Source organism: Motilimonas cestriensis (assembly GCF_021295315.1).
Classification (GTDB): domain Bacteria; phylum Pseudomonadota; class Gammaproteobacteria; order Enterobacterales; family CBDFNC01; genus Motilimonas; species Motilimonas cestriensis.
The window spans coordinates 29,339-50,679 of record NZ_JAIMJA010000003.1 but is presented as its reverse complement, the minus strand read 5'-3'; the positions used below and the strand labels follow the sequence as shown (position 1 = coordinate 50,679).

Sequence of the window (21,341 nt, the reverse complement as noted above, 5' to 3'; positions counted from 1 at the left end):
TACGACATGTTAGACAATAAAGAAGGCCAATCAGTACCTCAAGTTACATTCCATACTCGCGCTAACGATGCTTGGGTTGACGTAACTACTGACGAAATTTTCAAAGGCAAAACAGTGGCAGTGTTCGCACTACCAGGTGCATTTACGCCAACTTGTTCATCAACGCATTTACCACGCTACAACGAGCTAGCGGACGTATTAAAAGAAAATGGCGTAGATGAAATCGTATGTATCAGCGTTAACGATACCTTTGTAATGAACGCTTGGTTAGCCGACCAAGAAGCAGAAAACATCCGCGTAATCCCAGACGGTAACGGTGAGTTCAGTGCAGGCATGGGCATGCTAGTGGATAAAGATGACCTTGGCTTTGGTAAGCGCAGCTGGCGTTACTCGATGCTGGTTAAAGACGGCATCATCGACAAAATGTTTATCGAGCCAAATGAGCCAGGCGACCCGTTCAAAGTATCTGATGCAGATACTATGCTGAGCTACATTAATGCCGAAGCCAAAGCACCGGAAGCCATCAGCATTATTACTAAACCGGGCTGTCCTTTCTGTGCCAAAGCGAAAGCACTATTAAAAGAGCAAGGGCTAGGCTTTGAAGAAATAGTATTAGGTAAAGATGCTAGCAGCGTTAGCCTAAAAGCCATCAGCGGCAATACCACTGTGCCACAAGTATTTATCGGTGGTAAGCATATCGGTGGTAGCGAGGAGTTAGCGGCTTACTTCGCTTAATTATCCTAATTATCGGGCGGCTTCGGTCGCCTATTTTCTCCCAGTTTTTTTCCCTGATTTTATTTAATCAGCAGTGAATTCAGGCAAACAAATTCCACTTATGAGGTTGTTATGAAGATTAAACAGTTAGATGTAGCAGTAATTGGTGGCGGCACAGCAGGGTTAGCGGCCTATCGCGCAGCAAAAGAAGCAACCGATTCGGTAGCGATTATTGAAGGTGGCCCATTTGGCACAACCTGTGCGCGGGTTGGCTGTATGCCGAGTAAACTATTGATCGCCGCAGCAGAAAATGCACACCAATACGATAAATCTGCCGCTTTTGGTGTTCATTTAGGCAAACCAGAGATTAATGGTAAAGAAGTGATGAAGCGCGTACGCGACGAACGCGACCGTTTTGTTGGCTTTGTACTGGAATCCGTTGATGGCATTCCTGAATCAGATAAAATTCAAGGCTACGCTAAGTTTATCGACAGCAACACCTTACAGGTAGGCGATGACTTACAAATTCAAGCCAAACGCATTGTTATCGCGACCGGCTCGCGCCCAAGCTGGCCTGCCCCTTGGAATGATTTGGGCGATCGCTTAGTAGTAAACGATGATGTATTCAACTGGGATGACTTGCCTGAGTCGGTAGCGGTGTTTGGTCCCGGAGTGATTGGCTTAGAGCTAGGCCAAGCCTTACATCGCTTAGGCGTGAAGGTATTAATGTTTGGCGTCGGTGGCCAAGTGGGCCCATTAACCGACCCAGATGTAATGGCCTACGCATACAAAACCTTTGCTGATGAGTTTTATCTTGATGCTGATGCGAAAGTGTCAACCGTGCGACGCGAAGGGGACAAGGTTTATATTCAATACACTGACAAGCAAGGTGTAGAGCAAGAAGCCTTAGTTGATTACCTAGTTGCAGCCACAGGCCGCCGCCCCAATGTTGATAAAATTGGCCTGGATCAGCTCGACATTCAACTAGATGAAAAAGGCGTACCGCTTGCTGATAAGTACACCATGCAAACATCCATCGCCAATATCTTTATTGCTGGCGATTCTAGCAACCAGATCCCACTGCTACATGAAGCAGCGGATCAAGGCAAAATTGCTGGCCACAATGCCGGTGTTTTTCCAGATATTCGCGCCGGCCTTCGTCGCACGCCAATTGCTGCCGTGTTTAGCGATCCGCAAATTGCCATGATCGGGGAAAGCTACCGTGAGATTGAAAAGCGCCTAGGCAGTTGTGGCTGCTTTACCACCGGTGAAGTGAGCTTTGAAAACCAAGGCCGTAGCCGCGTGATGTTAATAAACAAAGGCCTATTAAAAGTATACGGCGAAAACGGTACAGGGCGTTTTTTAGGAGCGGAAATGACCGGACCTAATGCCGAACATTTAGCACACTTACTGGCTTGGGCGCATCAAAGCAAAATGACCGTGGCACAAATGCTCGACATGCCTTTCTATCATCCGGTAATCGAAGAAGGCGTCAGAACAGCATTGCGTGACCTCAACTCGAAATTACACCTAGGCCCAGAAATGACACAAATGTGTATGGAATGTGGCCCAGGCTGCTAACTCATCCGCTGTCATATTCATTTTCACAAAAGCTTCGTCAATTTGACGAAGCTTTTTTATTACCCTCCTCACTTAAACTTGTTCAACCTCATCAAAACAATGACCTTTAGTTGACACGGAGTCAAATAACCTGAAAATGTGATATTCTCATCAGGAATTATTTACAGGGATCCGTGGCAATGAAACTTTATCAGTATGGCCTACTAGCAGTAGCGCTCTCTCTCACAGCCTGCGGCGGTGAATCCATCAATTTATCCGGCAAGCCTGTCGATGGCGGAACGCCAACAAATCCTATCGCTCCAACGGCTGAGCTAAAAGTAGCCCGAACAAGCAGCCCCCATGCTGATGTGCTAGTTAAATGTGTTAAAGCACAAACCCGAGGTGACTCTTGCTCCCTTAATGAGCTTTCATTTATTTACAGCGAAACACCCAACCCCACAATAGATGACATAATGAATCGCCTAGTCGTATCTGATGATTGGATGATTAATCGCTTTCAAGACATGTTAACGAATAACAACATGCCTAAGACTATTTTGCCATTATTCCAAAGTGTGCGCGCCATTGTGATTAGTTCTGATGTTCGTCCATCTTACTTCACTCCCTACTCGGGTGCGATCTACCTCGATCCAGACTATTTATGGTTAACCAATGCCGAAAAAGCGACCATTAACCAAGACGATGATTACCGCGCAGCATATGCTAAAAAATTCCAATTTTTAACCACCGGGCGTTTTGTTTATAACAATAAAACTATCTCTTCACCTGGGTCATTAAGTGATAAAACTGAGCGCAGCTTAGCTTCGGCATTGCCTGAGTTCACTGGATTATTGTTTCATGAACTCGCTCATGCACGCGATATTTTCCATAATACTTTTATCTCCACCTTGACGCCTTCCGACAAAAAGCTGTCTGAGATCTACCATGATCGCGCCATCCCACAAATGAGCAACCAAGTATTTGTTAACAACTACACGCTAACCAATTCTGATATGCAGGCAATCTCTCTCAATCTCTTTGGCGGAGAAGAGTCTAAAGACAAGGCTCAACAAGCAAAAATCGAAGCCTACACCGCCGCAGAGGTCGGTTTTTTACTTGAGCAGGAAGGGGCTAATGACCAATATGCTTACTATAAAACTGAAGAAGATTTTGCCATGTTGTTTGAAGAAAGCATGATGAAAAAACATTTCAATATTGATCGCGATGTTGCCTACCTAGAGGTGCCTGACATAACCGACCCTAAGTGTGATGATTACATTATTGGTTGGGGCCAACGCAACCGAATTGCAGCTAGTCTAGTACGCCCGCGAGCCCTAGCCGTAGTGAAAAAAGCATTAGCCAATGCAACTGGGCCAGAGTTGTTAGCAGTAGAAGATTTCTTTAATAGCTTGGGCTCGCCAACTACTTTGCCATTAATTGGCTACTGCTCGGCCATCAACCCAAATAGTCGTAGTCTAAGTAACAGCGACTATGACCCAATGCGCGACATTATTCGCTACTAAATGGGATGTGATAATCATTAATCCAACCGGATTCAATTAAATTAAGCGGCCTTTGTTGGCCGCTTAATTTTTCTCAAATCTCGATAATCAAAGGGATCAATAAATACATTTTCAATCAGCGCGCCAGCTTTTATCACAGCTTCTTTGGTATTGCGGACCATTTTCGGCTCACCAAACAAAAACACCTTGAATGCCTGCAAGTGGGCAAAGCGTGACAACGCTAATTCCGCCATGTTGCCTTGATAATAACCGGTCGGCAGGTCATCCCGCACTTGGGTCGAATCATCTAAACAGGCCCGATAATGAAAATTATCAACCGCTTCATCCATGGTTATTAACTGATCATGAAAATACAAACCATCAAGGTTGCTACTGCCATGATAAAGGTACACTTGCCCCTTAAAACCTGAGTCGAGTGCATCCCTGATCACACCTAAAGCAGGTGCCAAAGCACAGTCATTAGCTACCAACAAGATGTTCATGTTATTGGGGGTAGTGCGATAAAAAGAACGACCATAAGGCCCTTGAATATCTAAACAGTCACCTACTTTTGCCTCATCAAATAACCAGTTACTTAAGGTGCCATTTTTCATTCGTTCAATATGAAACTCTAACGCACCCGCTCGCGAAGGGAGGCTAGCAATGGAATAGCTGCGCGTTTCACCATCGTCACGGCGAATATTTAAAAATTGCCCAGCATGATAATAAATAGGATTGGCAGGCTCTATCTCTAATAAGCATACCCTGTTATTGAGTAAGCGCTTCTCCGTAATCACAGCTCGCCCCAAAAAGTCCGCCCGCTTACCAGACGTTAACTCTATATCCGAATCACAAAAAGCACAGCAGGTTTTAAAGTAATCTTGCATTGCCAGCGCCTCCCTTAAGCCATGCTGAGCTTCACTATCAACGTCTCCGGATATTTTTTGTAAAATACAGCTTTGACAAATGCCAGTGCGGCAAGAATGGGGAATATTTACCCCAGCAGCAAGAAGGTTATCCAGCACCGAATGTGCGGGATCGAGCGGATAGGTCTGACCGTTAAAAATGAGTTTTTTCATCGAAAACCTTAAGCAACAACATCAGGCTGTCAGTTTTATGTAAAAACTGAGCAACAAGAATGCGCACATCCCTTTATTCACTTGTGCCTTAAGGTATAGGGGATAAATTCGTCTTGAGCGAGAGTTAAAAAGTCAAATTAAGATCACAAAAAGCCATCCTATTGAGGATGGCTTTGTAGTATGAGTAAGCTTATATGAAAATTCAGCAGCTTATCTCAGTTCATAAACAGAGGTCGAACCACTTACTTCATTGCCAATAACCAGTAGCGGTTTACCGGTTGGGCTATCTGCCTTGGCAACAAACGCCATCCCTTCTGGACCTACATCGCCCGCCGCCTCTTTGGTTGGATTCTTAGTAAAGTCACGGTTAAGGGTATAGCTAACAAATTTCGCCTCTGCCGGTGTGGTGATATCATAAATCATAAAGCCACCCACGCGCTCTAAGCCAATAAAGGCATAAGTGCGGCCATCAATTTCACCTAACGTAAGTGCTTCAGGCTCGGGTCCTTTGGCACTTGAGCGGTCATTTTTCTTATGATTTTGCGCGCGATCATTACTGGCATTAAAGTTTTCACCCACACGCTCTGCGGTAATACGTTCAAAGTCACTGCCCGAGTCGAATACTTGCTTGCCATCGGCGGTCCAAATTGAAAATGAACGCGCGCCGTAAGAATAGAAAGTGTCATATTGACCTTGGCTATTTTTACCTAAGGTATTAGTGATCTTCAAACGACCTAGCTGCTCTTCACCCGTCATTTTAGCTAGCTCAGGGGTAAACTGCTCTTTGCCAACTAAGTCTTCAACGCGCACTTCTTCGTTGAATGATAAACAACCGTCATCTTCATCCCAGTCCAATCCGCCTTGTGCTTCACATGCTTCTTTAGTGGCATCAAAGAAATATTCACGCGCATCACCTTCGTTAGCGGTCACCACAAAATGCTGGCCATTAACGGTGTAGCTGGCCACAGAATCGGGTTGATACATACCCACCACATGCGGCCAAGGCTGGATATTGATTTTGGCTTTGCCATTAGCAAGAACCGTACCTTTGATTGATTCAATATTATCGCGATCATTTAAATCAAGGGCATTTTCTGCTTGGCTATAGTCTTTATAACCTAAGCTAACCAACTGCTTAATCTTGCCATTAGCCACATCAACCACGGCAAAACCATTGTTTTCTTGCAGTGAGACAAAAGCAGTGCTGCTGTCTTTGGTTACAGTAATATATTCAGGCTCAAGATCTTGCGCCAAGCTCGATGCCACGCCTTGCATGCTTTTACCGTACACGCGTAAATCAGCCGGCACTTCATTCGCACGCTTGCCGCCTTGGTTAAAGTCAGTAAACGCCAGCTCAATAACTTCGCCTGGTTGGCCATCTTTAATTCGAATCAATGAGATCGAGCCTTCAGGATCGACATTATAATCACCAGAGGGCTCTCCCTCATTAGCCACTAAAACAGCTTTACCATCTGGGGTGAAGGTGATCATATCAGGTAAGAAACCCACTTTAACCGCTTTAATAAAAGTGATTTTTTTATCGCTGCCAATTTTATAAAACGCCGCGTAACCACGACCTTGGCGCTTATTACCTTTATCATCGCCCGCTTCAATCGCGACTGCGAGTAAATCACCTGAAACAGCCACACTGTTTGCAGCGCCTGCTAACTTATTAGCGACATCATGCTTAACATCTAGCGTGGTCACTTTTGGCAGGTTGTTTAATGTGATGTCATTTTCGACCTTTGTGTTGCTAGAGAGCGTACTGGCATCTAACACATCAATGGCGCCACTTTTGGCATTAACCACAAAAATTTGCTGGCTACGTTTATCAAAACTGACAATTTCTGCCGCGCTGGCATCAAAAATCCCCGATGCATGACGGGCAATCAATGTTGGCTGTGGCGCTGACGCCATGGCAGCGTCAGACTTAGCAGCCGAGATAGCAGGATAAGCCAGCGCTAAGCTGCTGACTAATAGTGTAGTTACGCCCTTAAATTTCATGATTTTCCCTAATTATTATGTTTGCTAAATGGCGCCTATGCTAAGGAGGGATGTTTACACTAAGGTTTACTTTTTATGACACTAAAATGACAAAAGCCAAGTAAACCCGACGGCACACTTGGCTTAATTAGCTAGGTTTGGTTTAAGTTATTTTATAAACTCAAACGCATCACCATAAAGATGGGCTTCTTCAATACCTTGTTGGCGGAAGTCTTCACGCGCTGCGCCCGACATTTCAAAGCGGCCAGCAATATATACGTCGTAACCTTCTAGGCTGACAAAATCTTCAAGTACTGCTTTATGTACCAGACCGGTTTTACCACCGGCTACTGAGCCGTTTTCAACAACAGGAATATAGGTAAGATGTTCATGTTGCGCGGCTAATGCTGCTAGCTCTTGATGATAGTAAAGATGCTCTGGCTGCTGTGCGCCCCAGTAAATAAATATCGGCTGTTTATTGGCGGTGGTTAGGCTGTATTCCAAAATAGATTTAACGTAAGAGAAGCCTGTGCCGCCGGCGATTAAGATTGCAGGACGCTTAGACTCTTCACGGTAGTATGCTTTACCAGCTGCAACTTCCACCGTTAGCTCACCGGTTTGTTTTACCTTCTCAATCACTTCCATCGCATATGGGTTGTGCTCTGACGCGCCGATGTGTAGCTCAATTAAGCCTGTGGTTGGGCTATTGGCAAGGGAAAATGGACGCTTATCCTTCTCGCCCATCACCACGGTTAGGTATTGACCAGCAATAAATTCCGCAGGCTCAGTGGTTTTTAATACCAGTTTATAAACAAAGTCAGTGAATTGTGACAGTTCTACCAATTTACAACTATATGATTTCATAACCTTTCCTAAAGCTTAAAGCTTTATTTCTAAATCCGTTAATGGCTTAGCCAAACATGCATAAGTCCAGCCTTCGGCTTGCTCTGCATCTGTTAGCCAAGGCTCCATGGCACCGTATTCCACCTCACCCTGAGTGCGTTGGCACAGGCAACTTTGGCAACCACCCGTGCGGCAACGATAGGGAAACGGGATCTTCTGGCGAATGGCCGCCGCTAAGATGGTTTCGTGCTCGTTGATATCAAATTCTACCCCATCGGGTAGCAATCTGGCTTTAAACATTTAACAATCCCGTAAATTAGTCACGCTTTAACGGCGTGTCTATTCCTAACTCGTGCCAGATATCGTCAATGCGTTTGGTGACTTCGGGATCCATCACGATGGGCTCACCCCATTCACGATTGGTTTCACCGGGCCATTTATTGGTGGCATCTAGGCCCATTTTTGAACCTAGGCCAGACACAGGTGAAGCGAAGTCGAGATAATCAATCGGCGTATGATCAATAAGGGTGGTGTCGCGCGTCGGATCCATTCGCGTGGTAATCGCCCAAATCACATCGTTCCAATCTCGCGCATTGACATCATCATCACAAACAATCACAAACTTGGTGTACATAAACTGGCGCAAGAATGACCAAACCCCTAGCATCACTCGCTTGGCGTGACCGGGATATTGCTTTTTAATTGTCACCACCGCCATGCGGTACGAACACCCCTCAGGCGGTAAATAAAAGTCCACAATTTCAGGAAATTGCTTTTGAATGATAGGAACAAACACTTCATTCAGTGCAACCCCTAAAATCGCTGGCTCATCGGGTGGACGACCAGTATAAGTACTGTGATAAATCGGATTTTCCCGCATGGTGATATGAGTAACCGTAAAGACCGGGAACTCATCCACTTCATTGTAGTAACCCGTATGGTCACCATACGGTCCTTCCGGCGCCATTTCATCAGGGTATAAGTACCCTTCAAGCACTATTTCAGCACTCGCGGGCACTTCAAGATCGTTAGAGATACTTTTAACTACTTCGGTGCGGCCACCGCGTAACAAGCCAGCAAAGGCATATTCACTTAAAGTATCCGGCACCGGCGTCACAGCACCTAAGATGGTGGCAGGATCAGCACCTAAAGCCACTGATACGGGGTAAGGTTGCCCGGGGTTTTGCTGTTGAAATTCCCGAAAATCCAGTGCGCCACCACGGTGGGATAACCAGCGCATGATCAGTTTGTTCTTACCTAATACTTGCTGGCGATAGATACCTAAGTTCTGACGTTTTTTATTTGGCCCTCGGGTAATGGTTAAGCCCCAAGTGACCAGCGGCGCGACATCACCCGGCCAACAGCGCATCACAGGTATTTTGCTTAAGTCGACATCATCACCCGATAACACGATTTGTTGGCAAGGCGCTTTAGAGAGCTTTTTCACTGGCATGTTAAGCACTTGCTTAAAAATGGGAATTTTCTCCCATAACTCTCTTAGCCCTTTTGGTGGCTCAGGCTCTTTTAGATAAGACAGCCAAGTGCCAACATCACGCAATGCGGTAACATCTTTTTGCCCCATGCCTAAGGCGACGCGCTCGGTGGTGCCAAATAAATTCGCCAGCACGGGCATATCGTAACCAATTGGATTTTCAAACAATAACGCTGGGCCACCCCCTTTTAACGTACGATCGGCTATTTCAGTCATCTCAAGGTTAGGATCGATGGGCTGGCTGATCCGCTTCAATAGTCCTTGTTGCTCTAATAAGGCAATAAAATCACGTAAGTCTTTATATTTCATATGGGGCAAACCTGTTTGTCAGAGACGAGTATTATACCCAAGCAACGTCAAGATGCGATCGGAGATACATCCATCATGCTTCGGGTAACCAGCTTAATACGATTGAACGGGGCAAATAGTCTCTTTAGTTGAAAAAGAAAAAGCTGGCCCTTAACGCTGTGGTACAGGACCATAGTTTTTGCGGATTTCATCTAACTCAAACAACTGCTTAATAAGACGCTTCGCTTCGGGGGAGGTGTTGAGAAATAGACTTAGCCAAGCATTTTGGGTATCGGTATTGCTGGGGTCGCCTTCGGTCACTAACACAACAAGACGAGACAAAATATTATGATCGGTGAGCTGCGCTAGCACTTGCGCCGCCACTTCGCCCATGTCTTCACTGGATAAAGCCGCCATCAAATACGATTCGGCTTGGGGTGGCATCGGCTTTAATTCTGCCATTAATTGCCAGGCATGTTCGGTTAGCTCTTCGTTTTGCGCAGCAATCCAAAGCAGCTCAAATGCCTGTTCGGAAGGATAATTATGTTTAACCCACCAAGCCGCTTTCATGCTGTGTTGATCAACAGGACGCTGCCAGAGCCGACGATAAAAAGCTTCACTGTTATTTAACATGGCAATATTGGCAATCACTAAGTTGTCAGGAAAGAAAACTTGTTTGCTCTCAAGCTCTCGTTCTAACCATTGTAAGCGCTTCGGATTTTGCATTGGCAGCACTTTTACCAATGACTCCTGTTGGTCTTCGATATAAGGGTTATTACTGTTAAAAATAGCCTTAACATCCAATAAACCTTGGCTTAGCTGACGTTGAAACTCTAAGTGCTGGTTTTTGACTCGCCAGCCACGCAATGCTGCTCGAGCAAGCGCAGGATAATCAAAAGCAGGCTCACTAACGATAAAGTCGTCATTGCGTTTTTCGAGTAATACGTGCGGTCGAGATTGAGATAGTTCAACTAGCCAATTTCGTACTTTTTCATCGATATGTTCTGTCAACATGGCTTGCTGGCAGATGAGTAACAGTAAGTATTCGTATTGCGCGCGAGGTAAGGTAATCAGGTTGGCATTTACTGTGTCTAAATCACCTTGCAATAACAAGGGCAGCAGGGAGTTAAAGCGATCTTTTAGCTGATAGCTTTGTTCAATTAACGCAACGTGACGCTCATCAATAACATAGGTCTCGTCGTTATTTTCAGTGAAGTTGGTGGATTGGGCAATTACGGGGAAGCTAAACAACCAGACCGCCAGCCGCATCCATTTGGCGAAGGCCATTAAACACATCCTACTTTGGCATTTACTGTTTGAGTGTGCGCTTAAAATAGGCGAATTACAAATTTTGCCCCAAGTTGAAAGGCTATTTTAAAAGGGAGGTCACAAAGGTAACCTCCCGATCAACTATTATGATTTCTGACGCTTCATTGCATCAAAGAATTCATCATTAGATTTAGTCATCGAAAGCTTATCAATGAGGAATTCCATTGCATCCGTTTCACCCATAGGGTGAACAATTTTGCGTAGGATCCACATTTTCTGCAGCTCATCAGACGTGGTAAGTAACTCTTCACGACGTGTGCCACTGCGAGTAATATCAATGGCAGGGTAAACACGTTTTTCAGCAATTTTACGGTTCAAGTGCAACTCTAAGTTACCTGTACCTTTAAACTCTTCGTAGATAACTTCATCCATTTTAGAGCCGGTATCGATCAATGCTGTGGCGATGATAGTTAAACTGCCGCCTTCTTCAACATTACGTGCTGCACCAAAGAAACGCTTTGGACGATGTAATGCGTTGGCATCAACACCACCTGTTAATACCTTGCCTGAGCTTGGAATAACGGTGTTATAAGCACGAGCCAAACGCGTTACCGAGTCAAGTAAGATGATCACATCTTTTTTGTGCTCAACTAAGCGTTTAGCTTTTTCAATAACCATTTCAGCCACTTGTACATGGCGGCTAGCTGGTTCATCAAACGTAGAGGCAATAACTTCACCACGCACTAGGCGTTGCATTTCAGTTACTTCTTCAGGACGTTCGTCAATTAAAAGTACCATCAACACCGCGTCAGGGTGATTAAAAGCAATACTCTGAGCAATGTTTTGTAGCAACATGGTTTTACCCGCTTTTGGCGGTGCAACCACTAAGCCACGCTGACCTTTACCAATCGGCGATGCTAAATCAAGAATACGTGCGGTGATATCTTCGGTACTGCCGTTACCACGTTCCATGCGTAAACGATTATTTGGATGGATTGGAGTTAAGTTTTCAAATAATACCTTGTTACGGGCATTTTCAGGCTTGTCATAGTTTACTTCGTTAATTTTTAACAGAGCAAAGTAACGCTCGCCTTCTTTTGGAGGTCTGATTTTTCCTGCTACCGTGTCACCGGTACGCAGATTGAAACGGCGAATTTGGCTAGGAGAAACATAGATATCATCTGGGCCAGCAAGGTAAGAGCTATCTGCACTACGCAAAAAGCCAAAGCCGTCTTGCAAGATTTCTAACACACCGTCGCCAAAAATGTCTTCGCCACTTTTCGCATGCGCTTTGAGAATCGAGAAAATAATGTCTTGTTTACGTAAACGAGCTAGGTTTTCTAGCCCCATCGATTCACCAAGTTTAATTAACTCAGGTACGGGGGTATGTTTTAAGTCGGTAAGATTCATAGTTGTGGGGTTTTCAATGTGAGAAACTTGAATTAAGGGGTTAATAAACAGATTATTGCGTATGAGAATAGCTGTTTGGAATTTTTCTAACGCTGAATAAATTAGCACTAAAACGGCAATGCGTCTACTAATTCGCCAAAAATAGGGGGCACGCCGTGCCCCACATCACACTAAAAATACTGTTAAGTATATTTAAAACAAACTACTACAGTGTTTCAAGCTGGCTTAATCAACCCTAAATATTTTGGTCAAGAAACTCTTTTAACTGAGTTTTTGATAGCGCGCCCACTTTGGTTGCCGCTACCGCACCGTCTTTAAATAACAACAGAGTTGGGATGCCACGAATACCAAACTTAGGTGGAGTTGCGCTGTTTTGGTCAATGTTTAATTTACCAACTGTCAGCTTGCCTTCATACTCAGTGGCAATCTCGTCTAAGATCGGTGCGATCATCTTACAAGGGCCACACCACTCGGCCCAAAAGTCAACCAATACCGGTCCGCTGGCATTTACAACATCCGCATCAAAACCCGCATCCGTTAGTTGAACTATCTTGTCACTCATTTCTTACTCCAAAAAAATTTAGCTTCTGATGGATTTTTATCCACAAAGAGTCGTCTTATTTGAATAGATCCTGTTTCTTATTGCAAGCTTTACCTGATATGCTAACGCACATGAGCAAAACACACTTAACAGAACAGAAATTTTCAGACTTTGCATTACGCGCTGAAGTTATTTCTGGATTAGAAGCTAAAGGCTTCCACAATTGCACCCCGATTCAGGCGCTTAGCCTGCCTGTACTGCTTGAAGGTAAAGACATTGCCGGACAAGCACAAACAGGCACCGGCAAAACAATCGCTTTTTTATCGGCCGTTTTCCATCACCTGTTAGAAAACCCTGCAGCAGAGGGCCGTAAACAAAATCAGCCGCGCGCGATTATTATGGCCCCCACCCGTGAACTTGCTGTGCAAATTCACAATGATGCAGTATCAATGGCAAAAACCTGCAACCTCAGTATGGGGTTAATCTATGGTGGAGAAGGCTACGAAAGCCAACGCCAACAACTTGAAGCAGGTGTGGATGTGCTGATTGGCACCACCGGCCGTATTATTGATTACTTCAAACAAGGCGTCTTCTCTCTCAACGCAATTCAATGTGTTGTGTTAGATGAAGCTGATCGTATGTTTGATTTAGGTTTCATTAAAGATATTCGTTATTTGTTCCGCCGTATGCCGGAGCCAAAACAACGTTTGAACATGCTGTTCTCTGCTACGCTGTCGTTCCGCGTACAAGAACTTGCTTTTGAACACATGAATGATCCTATTCACGTGCAAGTAGAAGCAGAGCAAATGACTGGTACGCGGATTAAACAGGAACTTTTCCGCCCGTCAAATGATCAAAAAATGCGTTTATTTATGACCTTAGTCGAAGAAGAATGGCCCGATAAAGCCATTGTTTTCGCTAATACTAAATATAAATGTGAGCTAGTTTGGGGCCAACTTTCTGCCGATGGTCATCGCGCTGGGCTACTTACTGGCGATGTGCCACAGAAAAAACGCCTAAAAATTCTGGACCAATTCACCAAAGGTGAGCTGGACTTTTTAGTGGCGACAGACGTGGCTGCTCGTGGTTTACATATTCCATTAGTGACGCACGTTTTTAATTATGATCTTCCTGATGATGCAGAAGACTATGTGCACCGTATTGGCCGTACTGGTAGAGCAGGTGAAAGTGGCCTAGCTATCAGCTTAGCCTGCGAAGAATACATTTTTAATTTACCAGCCATTGAGGAATACATTAAAGATGAAATTCCGGTTAGTGAATTTGATGAAGATGCACTGATTGACGATCTACCACCGCCATTGCGTATTCATAAAGTGAAATCAGCTAATACGCAAAAATTTAGAGACAAGTCTGGCAGTAGACCGCACAATCATCGCAGAAAACCATAAGGTAAACCTAAGGCCTAAACCCTGAGTTTGCCCATTGCTGGCTTATAAGCTTAAGCCAGCCTATTTTGTAGGTGAACAAAGTGAGCAGTAAATCTCCTCTTTACGCAGCCATTGATCTTGGCTCAAATAGTTTTCACATGTTGGTGGTTCGCGAAGTCGAAGATGCCATTCGCACTATAGCCAAAGTAAAACGTAAAGTACGCTTAGCTGAAGGCCTAGACGATGATTTTAACCTTAGCCATGACGCCATGGTAAGAGGTTGGCAATGCTTGAGTTTATTTGCCGAGCAACTGCAGGATATCCCAGCTGAAAATATTCGTATTGTCGGTACTGCCACTTTACGTTTAGCCAAAAACGTGAACACCTTCCTTGAACAAGCCGAAACCATACTCAACCATAAAATTGATATTATTTCCGGACTAGAAGAAGCGGCCACCATCTACCAAGGCGTAGCGCAAACTAGCTGTGGTGAGGGCAATCGTCTAGTGATTGATATTGGCGGTGCCAGCACCGAACTGGTGATAGGTGCAGCTAGTGACGCCTTGCTACTTAACAGTGTCAATATTGGCTGTGTTACTTGGCTAAAGCGTTTCTTCCCCGATCAACAATTAAACGACTCTAACTTTAACGCTGCTATCAACGGTGCTAAACAAGTGTTAAAAGACGTTGCCCAAGATTACCTTAATCTTGGTTGGCAAAACTGTGTTGGCGCTTCTGGCACCGTACAGTCACTGCAAAACATCTTAAAAGCGCAAGGGCTCAATGAACAAGTCACCTTAGACAAGCTACTTGAGCTGAAGCAGCAAAGCATTGAATGCGGCTCACTCAGCAAGCTAAAGTTGCAAGGATTATCCAGTGAGCGGTTGGCGGTATTTCCAAGTGGGCTAGCCATTTTAATTGCCATTTTTGAATATCTTGATATTGATTCGATGACATTAGCCGGTGGCGCGCTGCGTGAAGGTTTAGTCTACTCGATGATCGGTGAGTCTCAGTACCAAGGCGTGCGTGAACGCACCTTAAAAAGTCTAATGAGTCGTTATCAAATCGATCAAAAACAAGCGCTTCATGTTAAAAAAACAGCTGTGCTACTTTATAAAGCGATGGCTGAAGCGCTCGATTTAGACGATGAAGTTGCCTTACCTATGTTGACCAGCGCGGCCACCTTGTATGAGATCGGCTTGTGTATCGAATATAAAAAAGCGCCGCAGCATGCCGCTTACATTATCGATAATATTGATCTACCTGGTTTTACGCCTGCGCAGCAACAGTTACTCGCAGCGTTACTCTTCAACCAAAGGGGCAAGTTAGCGCTTGATATGTTTGCTCAGCAAAATGCCCTAGACCTAAATCATGCGGTGAGCTTATGTCGATTACTCAGGCTCGCTATTATTCTCTGTATGCGTCGCACCAAAGGCTCTATCCCCGATTTCACGTTAAGTAACAATAATGGGGCGTGGACCCTTTGCTTACCTTCTGGCTGGCTAGCAGAGCACGCATTACGCGCGGCAGAGCTAGAGATAGAAGTAGAACAAGAATTAAAAGCGGAGCTACAACTCACATTAGTTGAACAGCCTCTTTAATCTATCTACTTTGATTTATCCAAAAACCAAAAAACCTGCCGCGGCAGGTTTTTTATTGGCTCTGACTTAGTGTTAAGTTAACGCTAAGTTCAACTGAGCGCGAAACGGTAACTGCTCTAACTTTTTCTCAAGCTCTAGCTGAGCGGTTTGGATGTGCTTTAACTGCAAACCAGGGCTAGTTTTATGCTCGTCTAATTCAAGCTGAATATGTAATTCACGTCCCACTTTAGTTAAACCAGCCAAACGAAACTTCACTGGGCTTTTTGCATCTAAACTGAGTACACATTGGTCAACTTGTTTCTCTAAGCTATCGTCCGCTTTCATGTGCAATATTTCACGTACCGCACCTTGCACCATATTCAGGGGCATACGTATAAAGTAACAACTTACCATTAACATCATCACCGGATCAGCGTAAACGGCCCACTTAGCGAAGGGCGATGACTGCAGTAAAGCTGAGATAACAAAGCCAATCAACACAGCTAAGCTCAGGTAACCATCCATTTTCCACTGGGCATTTTCAGCTTCAAGTAAACCTGACTCTTCTGCTTTAGAGGCTCGGCTCATATAAGCGAAAATCACAAAACAGCCTATCGTGTTAATCACACCAATTAGCAGCGAGATATTCACATCAATTAAACGACCACCAGCAAAAAGAGAAACCATTGCGCCGTAAAAAGCATAAGCACACAAGATAAAAATAACACTGCCCTTGATGATAAGGACTAAAGGTTCAAAGATGGCACGGCCAAAAGGAAAAGCCTTGTCTCGAGGAGCGTCAATAATTCTGACAGCTAGTACAGATAATAATGTTAATGCAACACTGACTAAGGAATAAAAACCATCGAATGCAATAACCAAAGAACCTAGCATTAGACCAAACACAATAGACAAGATTGCAAAAAAAGCCGCCAACCATGCCGATAAAACCAGCAAACTTCGCTCTTTATTTGCGCTGTTACTCATATAACCCCCGAAACCATAAGATGACATGAGTGTCTGCGCAAATGTGTTTTTTTTCAAAAGGAGAAATAGCAAAAATCCACACGAAGAACACAGCATTGGATTTAATTATTATAAATCAATAACTTAACCGGAAAAATTAGAGTCAATATATTTGACGCTGAGTGACAGCATTTTTTACGGGCGATTTATTAAGGTTAATTGTGTCAGAATTGAAATAAAGAGGGCACAGCTCAAACTTATAAAATAAGTAAATATAATCAATTAGATGCGTGCGTTTCGTGTAATTAGTAAGAAAATAGGTATTCCGTAACTTGCTCTGCTAACCACTCCATTGCTGGGTGGGTTTGGCTAAAATCGGGGGTTAATAAACAGAACTCTTCTTGTACCAAACCATAGGAGTGACGAATAACCCCTAATTGCTCTTCGCGCAGGTATGACTTGATTAAAGGCTCGGGTAGCACGCCCCAAGCCGACTCACGCAAAATAGCATCCAGCATGTGCTCAAAGCTGTTAAAGCCGATAAAGCGGCTTGCCATGGGGGCTAATTCGGGGTTTTCTTTTAAGTTTAGATAAGCCAAACACACTTGCAGTTCGCGCCGTAAATCGAAGTCTTCTACGCGGCGCATTTTTGCCAACTTATGCTCACTGCGGCACACCGACATCATGCGGATTTTACCTAAGCGCTGATACTTTAAGCTCGGCATATCATCGAGCACGTAATCAATACCAAAGGCGTAATCCACTTGCTTTAACTCGATCATCGACGCCAAATCACCACTAGAAGCTTGCACTAGGCTGAATGAAGTAGCAGGGTATTTTTTACTTAACGCTAAAGAAGTATCACGCCAAAAATCCCCGGGCAATGAATCATCTCGGGCGATCCAGATTTCAGCGGCAAAGGTGTCCTCTTTCGCGCGACACATATTTTTTATACGATCGGCGGTAGAGACTAAGTTTTCGCAATCACGCAAAATCGTCTTGCCCGCCTCACTTAGCTCCAAGCGATTACCAGAGCGGACAAATAACTCAACGCCCAAGTCTTTCTCTAGGCTTTTTAACGCCATGCTTAAGCGGGTACGGTTACTGTTAAGCAAACGCGCCGCTTCAGCAATCGAGCCAGATTCTGCCACCCGGCAGAAAATTTCAACTTGGGCTAAGTTCATCGGTTAGCTTATTCGCCAACCTCTTTCGTCACTTTAGCTTCATTAAGCCAAGTCGCTACGTCTTTAGCAAAGTATGTCAAAATGCCATCGGCGCCAGCGCGTTTAAAACACAACAGAGATTCCAGCACACACTCACGCTCTTTCAGCCAGCCATTGATAATGGCCGCCTTGTGCATCGCATATTCACCGCTGACTTGATAAGCAAAAGTAGGCACACCAAACTCGGATTTTACCCGCTGTACAATATCAAGATACGGCATGCCCGGCTTAACCATCACCATATCAGCCCCTTCTTGTAAGTCCATCGCCACTTCTTGCAGCGCTTCGTTACTGTTGGCAGGGTCCATTTGATAGGTCGACTTATTGCCACCTTTTAGGTTGCCAGCACTGCCAATTGCATCACGAAATGGACCGTAGTAATGAGAGGCATACTTGGCGCTATAGGCCATGATCTGGGTATTAACAAAGCCAGCGGCCTCTAGTGCTTCACGAATAGCACCAATGCGACCATCCATCATATCCGATGGCGCCACAACGTCAGCCCCAGCTTCAGCATGAGATAAAGCTTGTTTAACTAAAATGTCAGTGGTGACATCATTGAGCACATAACCTTGCTCGTCAATAACGCCGTCTTGACCATGAATAGTGAAAGGGTCGAGGGCACCGTCGGTGATAACGCCTAATTCAGGGAACGCGTCTTTCAAAGCGCGTACGGCTTTTTGCACTAAACCTTTGGGGTTATACGCTTCTTCTGCTAACTCGCTTTTTAGCTCAGCTGGGGTAACTGGAAACAACGCTATAGCAGGTACGCCTAAAGCCACCAGCTCTTTGGCTTCTTCTAGCAATAAATCAATAGAAACACGGCTGACACCCGGCATCGACTCCACCGCTTCACGGCGATTATTACCTTCAACAATGAACATAGGGTAAATCAAGTCATTGACACTTAAGGTGTGCTCAGCGACTAAACGACGAGAAAAATCATGTTTACGGACACGACGAGGGCGACGATGGGGAAATCCACCTACAAAATTAATCGACACGCGGCTACTCCTGTTGCTACTAAAGCGCTAAATAATACCGACACATTATCATAAAGGCAGGATTTTATCAGTGATTACAAGGCGGTCGCCGGTTTACGTGCGAGGCGCTTTTGCTGCAAGTGGTAACCGACAAAAGTCAGAAAAAATACGGCCAAACCATACAGCACATCCACGCCCATCAACAACGCAACGCCACCACAAAACAAGGTGGTGAACCAAGCCCAATATCGCCCTATCCCTGATAATAATTTAATGGCCGCTAGCCCCGCCGCTAAATAAATCAAGACAAAAACAGCATTAGCATACGCCAGTAAACTGGCAAACGACCAATCTAGCCATGCCCGAATAATCAAGACAAAAGCGATAACAAACACCACCACTAACACGGCTAGTACTGGGCTAAGATTAGCATTGGTTTGCCCTAACCGCTTTGGTACATGGCCTTGCTCAGCCATACTTGCGAGCATTCTGGCAAAGCTCAACACATATAAATTAACCGCACAAAAACACGCAATAAAGCCCACCAAAGCCATTAGCCTATGGCCCCAATAACCCAACGCGGATTGCGCAACAAACAAAACTGAGAGCAAATTTTTGGCTTCAGAGCCATAAGCGCCATACTTAAGCACGGCAATACTGAGCACAAAATAGATAGCCCCAGCCATCACCACACCCAGTAATACCGCGCGTGGAAAATCAATTTCAGGCCGCTTAAAATCATTAGAAACATGGCAAATAGCTTCAATGCCGACAAAGCACCAGAAGATCGTTGCCATTGATTGCCCCACTTGCCATGGCACTAATTCTCCAGCAGGTAACGGCTGGTCTGACTGCCACAGTGCCACGCTACAAATGGTAATAATGATCGCAGTGACAATAAAACTAAGCAAGGTTTGAAAGCGCACCGAAGTAGTTAACTTCAACACATTGAGTAGCAAAATAACCGCTAACATTAACAGCTCAACCAGCAAGGCAACGCTTAAAGACAAGCCCAACAGCTGGGTAAGGTATGCCGCCCCCGTGATCAGTACCACCGGCGGCCCTATCGGTGCAATAGACACATATAACCAAGCTAAACTAGCCGACGCTCTGCGACCGAAAGCCAATTTTACAAAATGCGCGGTGCCGCCTTGATCGGGGTAACGCTTTCCCAAAACAGCAAAGGTAAATACGATGGGTAAAATAGCCAATGCCATTAGTAGCCAGGCCAGCAAAGAATACACGCCAGATTCCGAAGCCACCAAAGCCGGCACCAATAACACCCCCGAGCCCAATAATGTGGCCAACAACATGCCTGCACCCTGAGTAACGCTAATACTGCCTTGCTGTTTTGACATAAACTTCGCTTAAAACGTTAAAAATTCAGTGTGCAAATAAAGCTCAACTATGTCAATTACGTCATTATGATGCATACGCCAAGCAACTACTCCGAACAAGCGTTACTTGCAACACCCCGAAGATCAATGACAGCTCACAAAGTTCAACAACAATTGAATGACAAAGATGCCAGCAACATCATGATTTAGTAACCTTAGCTTGCAGCTGCCATAGCAAGCGCAAGGGCCATCAGACCACGGTGAGTAATGAGATTTAATTTAATTAAGTTAAGGAAAACCTATGAAACTACATCATACACTGCTCGCTTCTGCGCTTTTTGTTGCTGTTCCACAAGCATCGGCCGGTGATTGGCAAGTTTCCGTCGGTGGATTTTATTCCACCTCTAACACCACCATGGATGTCACCTCTCCTTTAACGGATAAATCCATCGAGCTCGACTTTGAGCGAGATCTGGAACTTTCGGAAAGAGAGTTGCTGCCATACCTAAATCTAAGTTACGCCTTCAACGATAAACATACGGTCTACTTCGATTGGAAAAGCCTACGTCGTAATGCCACCAAAGAAAAGGTGACAAAACCATTTGAAACGGATTTAGGAGGCGACCAAAAGTACCAAGTCCAAGCGGGTGCTAAAATCAATTCCACCCTTAATATTGATATTGCGCGTATAGGCTACGGTTACACCTTCTATGAAGACAACAATTGGGACTTAACTGCAACGCTAGGTGCCCATGTTATGTGGTTGGAGATCGGATTTAGCGGTGAAATAGGCGCCTGTGTCGATAACAACTGTAGTGGTCCAGTCACCGTTGCACCAAACACCAGTATTTACAAAGATGCCACAGCGCCATTACCTGATATCGGCTTAGTCGCTGAATATAAAATTAACGAGCAATGGAGCTTGATTGGCCACGGCCAATACTTCTACTTAAAAGTCGATGAAATCAGTGGCAGCTTGATAGACTTTAATGGTGGGGCGAAATATCAGTTCAACGACAATTTTACTGCTAGCTTAAGCTATAGCTACTACGAGGTGGATGTTGATGTCGATGGGAAGCTTTCAGATTTAAATGTGAACTTTAATTTCCATGGTCCGATGTTTACGTTGCAATACGAATTTTAATGCATATACCCAAGACACCTTAAGATGCAGGATTCAGAG

The 21,341-nt window shown here is 44.7% G+C and carries 18 protein-coding genes; 6 read left to right on the top strand and 12 right to left on the bottom strand.

Annotation, left to right across the window (positions count from 1 at the left end):
- Nucleotides 1-6: 6 nt before the first annotated feature.
- The 3 genes from K6Y31_RS03640 to K6Y31_RS03630 all read left to right on the top strand — a co-directional run bounded on the left by K6Y31_RS03640 (nt 7) and on the right by K6Y31_RS03630 (nt 3,797).
- Nucleotides 7-735 carry a glutathione peroxidase gene (locus K6Y31_RS03640; protein WP_233051490.1) on the top strand — a complete coding sequence of 243 codons (729 nt, stop codon included), beginning with the start codon at nt 7-9 and terminating at the stop codon, nt 733-735.
- A 111-nt stretch (nt 736-846) separates the two neighbouring features.
- On the top strand, nt 847-2,295 hold the full coding sequence (locus tag K6Y31_RS03635) for a dihydrolipoyl dehydrogenase (protein ID WP_233051489.1): 1,449 nt from the start codon (nt 847-849) through the stop codon (nt 2,293-2,295).
- A gap of 179 nt (nt 2,296-2,474) precedes the next feature.
- The gene (locus K6Y31_RS03630) at nt 2,475-3,797 is read left to right on the top strand and encodes a hypothetical protein (protein ID WP_233051488.1); all 1,323 of its coding nucleotides are present in this window, start codon (nt 2,475-2,477) and stop codon (nt 3,795-3,797) included.
- A gap of 41 nt (nt 3,798-3,838) precedes the next feature.
- Here K6Y31_RS03630 and K6Y31_RS03625 read toward each other — a convergent pair whose 3' ends face one another.
- The 8 genes from K6Y31_RS03625 to trxA all read right to left on the bottom strand — a co-directional run bounded on the left by K6Y31_RS03625 (nt 3,839) and on the right by trxA (nt 12,702).
- Nucleotides 3,839-4,855 carry an FAD-binding oxidoreductase gene (locus K6Y31_RS03625; RefSeq protein ID WP_233051487.1) on the bottom strand — a complete coding sequence of 339 codons (1,017 nt, stop codon included), beginning with the start codon at nt 4,853-4,855 and terminating at the stop codon, nt 3,839-3,841.
- A gap of 210 nt (nt 4,856-5,065) precedes the next feature.
- Entirely contained in the window at nt 5,066-6,859 is a 1,794-nt protein-coding gene (locus K6Y31_RS03620) for a choice-of-anchor I family protein (RefSeq protein ID WP_233051486.1), read from the bottom strand.
- 147 nt (nt 6,860-7,006) lie between these two features.
- The gene (gene fre, locus K6Y31_RS03615) at nt 7,007-7,702 is read right to left on the bottom strand and encodes an NAD(P)H-flavin reductase (protein WP_233051485.1); all 696 of its coding nucleotides are present in this window, start codon (nt 7,700-7,702) and stop codon (nt 7,007-7,009) included.
- 15 nt (nt 7,703-7,717) lie between these two features.
- The gene (locus K6Y31_RS03610) at nt 7,718-7,981 is read right to left on the bottom strand and encodes a 2Fe-2S iron-sulfur cluster-binding protein (RefSeq protein ID WP_233051484.1); all 264 of its coding nucleotides are present in this window, start codon (nt 7,979-7,981) and stop codon (nt 7,718-7,720) included.
- Nucleotides 7,982-7,997: 16 nt separating this feature from the next.
- Nucleotides 7,998-9,482 (bottom strand): 4-hydroxy-3-polyprenylbenzoate decarboxylase, encoded by a 1,485-nt coding sequence (gene ubiD, locus K6Y31_RS03605; protein WP_233051483.1) that lies wholly within the window; start codon nt 9,480-9,482, stop codon nt 7,998-8,000.
- A gap of 150 nt (nt 9,483-9,632) precedes the next feature.
- The gene (locus K6Y31_RS03600; protein ID WP_233051482.1) at nt 9,633-10,748 is read right to left on the bottom strand and encodes a hypothetical protein; all 1,116 of its coding nucleotides are present in this window, start codon (nt 10,746-10,748) and stop codon (nt 9,633-9,635) included.
- A gap of 126 nt (nt 10,749-10,874) precedes the next feature.
- Complete coding sequence (gene rho, locus K6Y31_RS03595; protein ID WP_233051481.1) at nt 10,875-12,140, bottom strand: transcription termination factor Rho; 1,266 nt, start codon at nt 12,138-12,140, stop codon at nt 10,875-10,877.
- A 235-nt stretch (nt 12,141-12,375) separates the two neighbouring features.
- Nucleotides 12,376-12,702: a thioredoxin TrxA gene (trxA, locus tag K6Y31_RS03590; protein WP_233051480.1), complete on the bottom strand. Its 327-nt coding sequence runs from the start codon at nt 12,700-12,702 to the stop codon at nt 12,376-12,378.
- A gap of 110 nt (nt 12,703-12,812) precedes the next feature.
- On the opposite strand from trxA, the gene rhlB reads away from it, so the two are divergent.
- Complete coding sequence (rhlB, locus tag K6Y31_RS03585; RefSeq protein WP_233051479.1) at nt 12,813-14,090, top strand: ATP-dependent RNA helicase RhlB; 1,278 nt, start codon at nt 12,813-12,815, stop codon at nt 14,088-14,090.
- Between the two features lie 80 nt (nt 14,091-14,170).
- Entirely contained in the window at nt 14,171-15,670 is a 1,500-nt protein-coding gene (gene gppA, locus K6Y31_RS03580; RefSeq protein WP_345790232.1) for a guanosine-5'-triphosphate,3'-diphosphate diphosphatase, read from the top strand.
- 72 nt (nt 15,671-15,742) lie between these two features.
- Here gppA and K6Y31_RS03575 read toward each other — a convergent pair whose 3' ends face one another.
- From K6Y31_RS03575 to yjeH, 4 genes are all read right to left on the bottom strand, one after another.
- Nucleotides 15,743-16,636 (bottom strand): cation diffusion facilitator family transporter, encoded by an 894-nt coding sequence (locus K6Y31_RS03575; RefSeq protein WP_233051478.1) that lies wholly within the window; start codon nt 16,634-16,636, stop codon nt 15,743-15,745.
- 284 nt (nt 16,637-16,920) lie between these two features.
- A complete protein-coding gene (locus K6Y31_RS03570; protein WP_233051477.1) occupies nt 16,921-17,799 on the bottom strand; it encodes a LysR family transcriptional regulator in 879 nt (292 codons plus the stop codon).
- Nucleotides 17,800-17,807: 8 nt separating this feature from the next.
- Nucleotides 17,808-18,836 carry a porphobilinogen synthase gene (gene hemB / locus K6Y31_RS03565; protein ID WP_427901892.1) on the bottom strand — a complete coding sequence of 343 codons (1,029 nt, stop codon included), beginning with the start codon at nt 18,834-18,836 and terminating at the stop codon, nt 17,808-17,810.
- An 80-nt stretch (nt 18,837-18,916) separates the two neighbouring features.
- A complete protein-coding gene (gene yjeH / locus K6Y31_RS03560) occupies nt 18,917-20,179 on the bottom strand; it encodes an L-methionine/branched-chain amino acid transporter (RefSeq protein ID WP_233051475.1) in 1,263 nt (420 codons plus the stop codon).
- A 280-nt stretch (nt 20,180-20,459) separates the two neighbouring features.
- On the opposite strand from yjeH, the gene K6Y31_RS03555 reads away from it, so the two are divergent.
- Nucleotides 20,460-21,302: a DUF481 domain-containing protein gene (locus K6Y31_RS03555; RefSeq protein WP_233051474.1), complete on the top strand. Its 843-nt coding sequence runs from the start codon at nt 20,460-20,462 to the stop codon at nt 21,300-21,302.
- The last annotated feature ends 39 nt before the right edge of the window (nt 21,303-21,341 follow it).